The sequence below is a fragment of the Desulfobacula phenolica genome, assembly GCF_900105645.1.
GTDB classification, from domain to species: Bacteria; Desulfobacterota; Desulfobacteria; order Desulfobacterales; family Desulfobacteraceae; genus Desulfobacula; species Desulfobacula toluolica.
On the sequence record NZ_FNLL01000026.1, the window covers coordinates 1 to 9,230 of the forward strand.

The window sequence follows — 9,230 nt, forward strand, 5'->3', positions numbered from 1 at the left end:
TAATCCCTGTCTGGCCGCCAGGTTAAGATGCCGTGATACGTCAGACTGATTGATGCCCAGGCTTTTTGTGATTTCACCGGGCGTACAGGCTTTTTCCCTCAACAGACCCATAATCCGGCTGATTTCATACTTATCCACAACCGTTTCTTTGAAAAGCTTGTCAAATGCAGGACTGGTGAAAAATTCATCATATTCTTCCACAGATTTCAGAGGAATTCTCAATCTTACCCTTTCCACCAGCCTTATATAAGGTATAAGCTGCTCAACAGCATCAAGCCGGGCTTTTAATTCCTCGGGATCAATTCCTTCACCAGCACCAAGAGCTCCTGACTCTCGAACAGTCTTGGAAAAATCATTCATCACCTCGGCGTAACGGCTTCCTTCAGAAGCAGAAATCCACTCCAATCTTAATCTTTCGGGATTCAACCCGATCATTTCCAATAATTTTCCAGCGATATGTTTCGTGCTTAATGCAGAAAAATTTCCTTCGGTAATATAATGACATTCACCGGGCCAGCAACCGCCGATAAACACCCCGTCTTTTCCTTTTGAAAAAGCCCGGAATATAAATGACAGGTCGACTCTGCCGGTACACATGACACGAATAATTTTAATATCAGGCGTATATTGTTGTCTGGAAACTCCAGCTAGGTCCGCAGCGGAGTACCCTCACCAATTGCATAAAAAACCTAAAATACTTGGTTTAAAATCCTGTCCTTTACTCATTCTAATTCTTATCTCACTCCTACAGCAGTCATCACTGCATTGTTATTCGTGAAATTATAGGAAGCGGTACCGTCAAAAAAAGGGGGCGGCACCGCCACTCCAATTCAGCAAAAGGTTTAGGCCGCATCAATTTGGGACATGATCTCTTTATTGGTAAAATGCTTCAGAGAAATTGCCCCAGTCGGACACTTTGTATTGCAAAGCCCGTCCCCTTTACAGAGAATGGGATTTACTGTGGCCTTTTTGCCTTTTGGTGTATCATGAAACGTTATCGCATCATAATTACACACTGAAATACACGCGCCACAGGCTTCACATGCACTCTCGGTTACATCACAAACCGCACCGGAGGCTACGACAGCATCCCTATTGAGAACATTGATGGCCCGGCCGGCAGCACCGTATGCCTGGCTTATGGTTTCGGTCATATGCTTGGGATAATGGGCGATTCCGCACAAAAAGAGACCGTCGGCTGCAAAGTCAACCGGCCTTAATTTCACATGGGCTTCCTGGAAAAAACCGTCCGGGTTCGTTGCAACTTTGAACAAGCGGGCAACTTCCATGCTGCCTTCCGACGGAACAACCGCCACGGACAAAGCAAGGAAATCCGCATCCAGTTCAAGACGCTGACCCAGGACAGGATCAGCCACGGTTACCCGTAATATGGATTTACCGCCCTCTTCAAGGGCTTCCACCTGGAGTTTGTCATCCGTATCCCAGCGGATAAACCGAATTCCGGCATCCGACGCCTTCCGGTAATAATCTTCTCTGAACCTATAGGTTCTCATATCCCGGAATAAAATATAAATATCCATCAACGGATTGATCTGTTTGAGTTTCAAAGCGTTCTTGATAGCATGGCTGCAACAGATTCTGGAACAATAATTTTTATCTTCCTGGCGGCAGCCGACACATTGAATCATCACAAGGCTTTGAGCATCGGCAATGTCTTTGTTTTCTTTGGCGATCCTATCTTCCAGCTCCAGCTGTGTGAGAACCTGATCATTTTGCCCGTAAAGATATTCAGTGGGCTTATATTCATCCGCCCCGGTTGCCAGAACACCAGCCCCGTGTTTTATCACTTTGATTTGTCCCTCGGTTTTCACCGTGGTGACAAAATTTCCAATATAGCCTGAAACATCCGTGATGGTTGCCTCATGGGATACACTGACCAGAGGATGCTTGTATACCTTGCTGATCAAATCATCAAGATAGGGCTGAACTTGTACGCCTTCCAAAGTGGTGTGAATCCTTCGCGCCACTCCCCCCAGTTGTTTTTGCTTTTCCAGCAGATGAACTTTAAATCCCTGGTTAGCCATGCTCAAGGCACTGGTCATACCGGCTATACCGCCGCCGACCACCAATCCGGTCTTATTGACCGGCAGTTCAAATTCCTGCAGGGGTTCCAGAAGAGTTGCCCTGCAAACCGACATCCGAACAATTTCCTTGGCTTTTTGTGTGGCCTTGTCCTGTTCCTTGGAATGAACCCAGGAGCAATGCTCCCTGATATTGGCCATTTCATAAAAATACTGGTTCAACCCGCCCTCACGGCAGGTATCCCTGAACAGGGGTTCATGTGTTCTGGGCGTACATGCGGCAACAACAACCCGGTTGAGTCCCTTTTCCAGGATCGTATCTGAAATCTGCTGTGCATTATCCGTGGAGCATGCAAAAAGGCTTTCCTGGGCATGAACCACATTATCCAGTGAGGCTGCATATTCTACAACACCTGGAACATCCACAACCCTTCCAATATTTGCACCGCAATGGCAGACAAAAACACCGACTCTGGGTTCTTCTTGAGAGACATCCCTTTCCGGAGGATAAACCCTGTCTCTTGCCAAATCACCCCTGCGGTAAGCAAGCAGCTGGCTGCAAAGGGCATCCGCCCCGCTGGCGCCCATAACCGACTCGGGAATATCAATGGGACCCATAAAAGCACCGCTGACAAAGATTCCAGGACGGGTGGTTTCAATGGGATTGACCGGATTGGTTTTACAAAACTTATGGTCATTGAGTTCAACACCAAACTTTGCAGCCATCTCTTCAACATCCTTAGGCGGTGCCATTCCCACGGACAATACTACAAGATCAAATTCTTCCTCTTTTACACCCTCATCCACAGTGGAGTATCTAATGGTTACATTTTTAGTTTCCGGGATCTCCCTTCCAATGGACACATAGCTTCTGATAAATCTGACATCAGGCAGGTCTGACGCCCGCTGGTAAAACCGTTCAAAATCCTTGCCGAACGCCCGGACATCATTATGGAATACAGTGGCCTCGATATCTGCATGATGGTCTTTTGCCAGAATAAGCTGTTTTTGTGAATAGGCACAGCAAACCCCGGAACAATAAGAATTGCCACCATCATTGACCTGTCTGGAACCCACACATTGAATCCAGGCGATTCTGTGGGGATGTTTCATGTCCGAGGGACGTCTGATTTCACCGTCATAGGGACCGGTGGAGCATAGAATACGCTCAAAATCAAGGCTGGTGACCACATTCGGCATGATGCCGTAGCCGTAATCATTTCTCAATCCCGGATCAAACACCTCAAAACCCGGGGACATGATGATCGCCCCGACATTAACAACCTGGGTTTCTTCCTGCTGATTAAGATCAATGGCATCATTCTTACAGACACCAACACAGATATTACATTTTTCTTCATCAAAATAATGGCAGGCGTCAGGATCTACATAGGTGATCAGCGGTACTGCCTGGGAAAAATATATATGAATTGCCTTGTTGTTGGACAGGCTCTGGTTGTACGGATCGGGAATCTTGACCGGGCAGTACTCGACACAGACATTGCATCCCGTACATTTTTCTTCAATGATGTACCTGGGCTTTTTCACCAGGGTCACCCGAAAGTCGCCTGCCTCCCCCTTGATACTCTCAACCTCGGTGTATGTCAGGATCTCTATATTGGGATGCCTGCTGCATTCAATAAACTTGGGAGACTCAATACACATGGAGCAGTCATTGGTGGGAAAGGTCTTATCAAGCTGGGACATCTTTCCGCCAATGGCAGGTGACTTATCCACCAAATAAACCCTGAAACCAGTGCCGGCAAGGTCAAGAGCGGCCTGAATACCACTGATTCCCCCACCTACGACCATGACATCTATAAGATTATTCTCTGTTGGACTGTTAAACTCCAGTCCTTCTATTGATTCGTTTTCCACTTCTCTATATCCTTTTTCAGGTTTCTTTGATTGCCTAAATCACTTCCTGGATAATCTCCGTAAGATCTTTAATCTCCATAACGTCTTCATACTCCAGGTTAAGGCGGCTTTCCTCAAAGTTGGTGATGCAGTATGGACAGGATGTTGCAAGAACCCGGGCCTCTACATCTTTGGCCTGTTCCAGTCTCAAATCGGAGAATCGTTCCTCTTTGGGCGTATCCATCCAGATCCTGCCGCCGCCACCGCCGCAGCAAAGGCTGTCACGGCCATGATCCTTCATCTCCACCAGTTCCAGTCCGGGAATTTTCTTCAACACATCCCGGGGTTCATCATATATATTGTTATGACGACCCAGGTAACAGGGATCATGATAGGTCACTTTACCTGCAAATTCCCCTTTAATTTCAAGCCGTCCGTCATTGATCAGCTCCAATAGATATTGGTTGATGTGGATGACCTCAAAGTTCACCATAAATTCAGGATATTCATTTTTAAAAGTGTGATAGCAATGGGGAGAGGAAACAACAATTTTCTTTACGCCTTTATCAATAAAGGTCTTAATGTTTTCCTTGGCAAGATTCTGAAACACTTCCTCACTGCCTGTCTTGCGGATGCTTTCCCCGCAGCAACTTTCCTTATCACCCAATATCCCGAATTTCACACCTGCTTTGTTAAGGATATTGGCTGTTGCAACTGCAACCTTTTTCATGCGCGGATCATAACTCAAATAGCATCCGACAAAATACAATACTTCCATTTCCCCGGTAAAAGGTTTCACCGGCAGATCCTTGGCCCAGTCAAAGCGTTTTTTTCGATCTCCTTGCAGGGGATTGCCTTCGGAAATCAGGCTGGCCCTTGCAGTACGGGCGGAACGGACAGATGCAGGAAATACCTCATATTCAGTGGCAAGCCTGCGCAAGGACACATTGATGTCTATTTGTTTGACACCCCTTGGGCAACGATCAGGACAGCGCCCGCAGGTTGTACATCTCCAGATATCTTCGCTGTCAATTTCAGTCAGACCGAATGTGGCCTCGCGAATGGTCTTACGCATGCTGAATTGCCTCACCCTGTTCCACGGGCAGACGGTATCACACAATCCGCACTGAAAACAGAGCCGGAAGATATCTCCACCAGCCTCTTTTATTTCATCTAATACTTCTTTGAAGGGAGCGACTGTTTCCATTATCTTTAATTATCCTTTTTTAATGTTTTAATTTTTTGATAATTGGAAAAAGGTTTCCATTAGCTTCTTTGTACCATGTTTTTTCACTAATGATTCATATGCAACCTTCAATTCCACCTGCTTTTCGATGGCAGGGACTTCATTCTCCTGCATCGGCTCTTCTCTCTCTTCGTAGGTCAGTGCATCAAACTTACATGCCACAACGCACATCGGTTCCGATGAAGAAGTCTCGTCTTCACACATGTCACATTTCAGCGGAAGCCCGGAGTCGGGTTCTTTGAAATAGTCCCTGGACGGACACGAAGCCGGACAGAAAGCACATTCGGAGTATTCCTTACCGTTTATGACATAAAGGTTTCTTCCATTACATTCAGATTGAGTATATCCACCGGCACGAATGGGAACATACAAGTCCCTGACTTCATCCATGTACACACGGATCCGTGACCTTGACGGATTAAGACTGCTATATCTCGGCACGGCATGAAACGCAGAGCATGCCATCTCACATGACCTGCAACCCGTGCATTTGCTGATATCAACTTTTATCTCTTTAATAACTTTAGTTTTCGACCCACCCTTCACGGTTACCCCCTAAGCTTTAGTTTCGTTGGCGGAAATAGTTTCATCATCTGTCAGGATTCCCCTTTTAAGGAGGTCTTCGCTCACATATTGCAACCCTAGTTTGTCCAATGTCTCTTTGAGAGGAATACCATCCTCGGTCCACCCCTTAAAGGCATAATACTCGCTGAGAAGCTTTTGCTCTTTTTCCTCATCTCTTACCGCCCAGTGATCCTCAGGGGGTCTTTCATCTTTTCTTCTTAGACCTCTTCTTACATTAAAGCTTCTGATCAGTGTCCGGTTCCGTTGAAAACATTTCCAGAGTTTTTCCTCGTCCATATCGATTCCGGTAGCAAGGGAAATAAGCTTTGGTATGTTATGAATATCATAGGGCACACTACCGCCGAACTGGCCTCTGAAGGAAGATAGAAAACCGCACAACCCGGTTGAATCATCAATATAATGCATCGCCTCATTCCAATCGACAATGTCGCAAAATGCCTGACTGGACATATCATTGCGTTTTTCCCAATTTAAAAAATATTCTTTGAACTTATCGTGCGGTGTGGCTGTCCAATTTTTCACAAATTCTTGTCTTTGCTCCATAGTCGGCAGAGGGTCTTGAGGGAAGGATCCTTCAATCTGGGTAATACTCATCTTTTCACCCGTTGCGAGCATAAGGAAAAAGGCCAGGTTTACCTTTCCCAATTTGGTGGGCAGTTGCTCAAATTTTTTAACGGTGTTATGGTCGTATGCCTCCGCACCCATGCCTATCCTGCGGGCGGCATGAGAAACACCGTCGGCCAGATAATCACCAATGCCTTCCCGGCGAACGGTTTTTTCCATCAGATACCAGATTCGATCCCCACTGTCTTCCGGAAAATCAGGCATATCTTTATCTGTCAGGATTCCGGCCTCGTACAATTCAACCCCAAACGCAAGGGCCTGGGGCGTGGAATATGAATCCAGTCCGTATTCCTGGGCAATACCCAGTATATCATAGGTAAAATCCAGTTCTTTAAAGGCTGCCATATGATATGTATCTTTTCCGTAACACTTATACCCGAACCGTTTTTTTCCCGGCATGCTGATCACGGTGCGGCAATCTTTAGGGCAATTGTAACAACTCACCATCCGATCCATGTGATCCAGTTTTAATTTCGTCCATCTTTCTTCAAGTTCCTTGTTCCAAAACCCTTTTCTCCGCGTACGTGCGTTACCCCAGGCAAAATGATCATGATGGAAGCTGTCATCCTCAGTATATGCCATCCAGTCACCGCAGCCATCGCTTCCGGCAATATACTTGTGCAGGTCCATACATTTTTCAAACAACTCGGCCGGATGGGCGATATTGATGTCCTTTGTGCCGCGGACTGCAATCGCCTTTAACTTCTTATCCCCCATGATCACACCGACACCCCGGGCTGCACTGGAGAAACCATGATCAATAGATGCCATATAAACCCTGTTTTCACCTGCTAAGCCAATGGCCGCCACCTGGACCTTATCATCTTTCAACTCCTTTTTGAGAATAGCACCGGTTTCTGTAGTGCCTTTACCCTTAAGATGAGAGGCATCCCGGATCTCCACGGTGTCATTGTTTATGTACAGATAAACCAAATCCTGCGCCTTGCCACGTATGATGATCTTGTCATAACCGGCATGCTTCATTTCCGGCCCGAAAAATCCGCCCATCAGTGAATGAGACATTAAATTAGTCTGGGGAGAAATCGTGTTCACAGCAACACGGTTGGCACCAGGGACAGGTGTGGCATGCAAAAGACCACTGCTGAATATCAGCAAATTATCAGGAGAAAAGGGGTCTACTTCAGGTGGAACTCTTTCAAATAAGATCCTGGCAGCACTTCCCTGGCCACCCACATAAAGTTCGGTATCTCTCGGGTCGGTTTCGACCTTCTCAATGCTTCCTCGGGATAGATCAATTTCTAAATTTAACCCTGTCTCTGCATACCTCATTTTTAGTCCCTTCTATTAATTTTAAAATATTTAATAATTTTTTAGCCACCAAATTGATAATTATTTTTTTTGTTGGCGTTTATATTTTAATACGTTGTCATAGCAAATTTAGTGCCATCATATTATTTGTTTTAAATTAGATAGTTAAACAATAAAATTGTTAAAGGGTTGAAATTTTTTTTCAACATACATTGAAAAATATTTACAATTAAATCAACTTGATTATCTTTGTGGACTCATCCATCTTTTTTTCTTTGTAACGAGGCTAAAACGATACATGGAAAGCAAATGCTGAAGAGGACCTGCGGTTGCTTCTGATTTAAGCATTCAAATACTTATTGAATTTTGGAATATGTCCAAACAATATATTTATTTTTCGTTGCTAAAAGTAACAAAATTTAAATATATTACACCTGAGTTTTAAGGCGCACTATTTAAAATGACAAGGCATTACAAAGCTCTTATGGGTATGCTGATGGATTTACTGATTGCTCAATTAGAGCATAGTTAAATTTTCATGTTACTGACAGTAACATGAAAATTTATTTTAGTGCTTGACAACGTAAAATAATTTATTGTAAAAAACACTTAGGAGGTAATATGAGTAACTTATTAAAAAAACTATCACAAAAATTAAAGGAATTTCGCATATCTAAAGGTCTTGATCAGCAGACTCTTGCACAAAGATCAGGATTAGCCAGAAGCTATATTTCCTTAATTGAGAGCGGGAAAAAGACAGCAGCTGTATCTACGTTGGCTCTTATAGCTGACGCGCTGGGTGTGGGTGTTGGAGAATTTTTCGAGGACACTAAAAATTTTCGAAATCCCAAGATAGCAGCAAATAAAAATATAGAATTGAAGCCAGTAGCTCAAAAAAACTCTTACGGTTACACATACACGCCTCTTTCCATAGAAAAGAAAAATAAAATAATGGATCCTTTTCTTGTGAGAATAGAGCCGGATAGTAAACAGAGATATGACTTTTCGCACAAAGGGGAAGAATTTAATTATATCCTTCAAGGGAAATTAAAGTTGCTTTACAAGGGTGATGAAATCATCCTTGAAAAAGGGGATTGTGTTTATTTCGATTCGTCTGTTCCACACAAATTAGAACTGATCGGAGATGAAACTGTTTACATGTTAAGCATTAACGCTACTGGAATAAAAAAACAAGAAGAGAAGTAACCCTTAGAAAAACAGATTTAAATAAATATTTACAAATTATTAACAAGAAAGGAGCTTAACAATGAAAAACCATTCATTTTTACTTATCTTTGCAGCGATAATAGGATTATCTTATAGTGGACCCCGAAAACTGGACAATGTGTTAAGATAAAATATAACAGTCCAGAAAGGGGATATTTTGAAACGAAAAAACTACAGTAAAGAATTAAAAAGCAAGGTCGCATTGGCAGCCATAAAAGGAAATCAAACTGTCAATGAGATAGCCTCTGAGTTCGGCATTCATGCTAGTCTTGTAAATCGGTGGAAAAAGGAAGCCATAGAAGCCCTGCCATTGGTTTTTGGCAATAGCAAGGCAAAACAAACCAAAGAAGCCGAAATTGAGCGAGACCGTCTTTATCAAA

Annotated in this window: 7 protein-coding genes; 2 read left to right on the top strand and 5 right to left on the bottom strand. The window is 44.0% G+C overall.

All coding sequences use genetic code 11. The annotated features are described in order from the left end of the window. From BLT94_RS21055 to BLT94_RS21075, 5 genes are all read right to left on the bottom strand, one after another. The coding region (locus BLT94_RS21055) for a hydrogenase iron-sulfur subunit (protein ID WP_092238587.1) at positions 1-726 on the bottom strand (726 nt) is incomplete at its 3' end. Between the two features lie 116 nt (positions 727-842). After that, positions 843-3,920 (bottom strand): CoB--CoM heterodisulfide reductase iron-sulfur subunit A family protein, encoded by a 3,078-nt coding sequence (locus BLT94_RS21060; RefSeq protein WP_245743211.1) that lies wholly within the window; start codon positions 3,918-3,920, stop codon positions 843-845. 34 nt (positions 3,921-3,954) lie between these two features. Beyond that, a complete protein-coding gene (locus tag BLT94_RS21065) occupies positions 3,955-5,106 on the bottom strand; it encodes a (Fe-S)-binding protein (RefSeq protein WP_092238590.1) in 1,152 nt (383 codons plus the stop codon). Between the two features lie 27 nt (positions 5,107-5,133). Continuing rightward, entirely contained in the window at positions 5,134-5,691 is a 558-nt protein-coding gene (locus BLT94_RS21070; RefSeq protein WP_092238592.1) for a 4Fe-4S dicluster domain-containing protein, read from the bottom strand. A gap of 9 nt (positions 5,692-5,700) precedes the next feature. Further along, positions 5,701-7,644 carry an aldehyde ferredoxin oxidoreductase N-terminal domain-containing protein gene (locus BLT94_RS21075; RefSeq protein ID WP_092238595.1) on the bottom strand — a complete coding sequence of 648 codons (1,944 nt, stop codon included), beginning with the start codon at positions 7,642-7,644 and terminating at the stop codon, positions 5,701-5,703. 600 nt (positions 7,645-8,244) lie between these two features. Here BLT94_RS21075 and BLT94_RS21080 point away from each other — a divergent pair. Further along, positions 8,245-8,829 (top strand): helix-turn-helix domain-containing protein, encoded by a 585-nt coding sequence (locus BLT94_RS21080; protein WP_092238598.1) that lies wholly within the window; start codon positions 8,245-8,247, stop codon positions 8,827-8,829. A 178-nt stretch (positions 8,830-9,007) separates the two neighbouring features. Then, positions 9,008-9,230: transposase (locus tag BLT94_RS21085; protein WP_139169096.1), on the top strand; the 223-nt coding region annotated here is incomplete at its 3' end.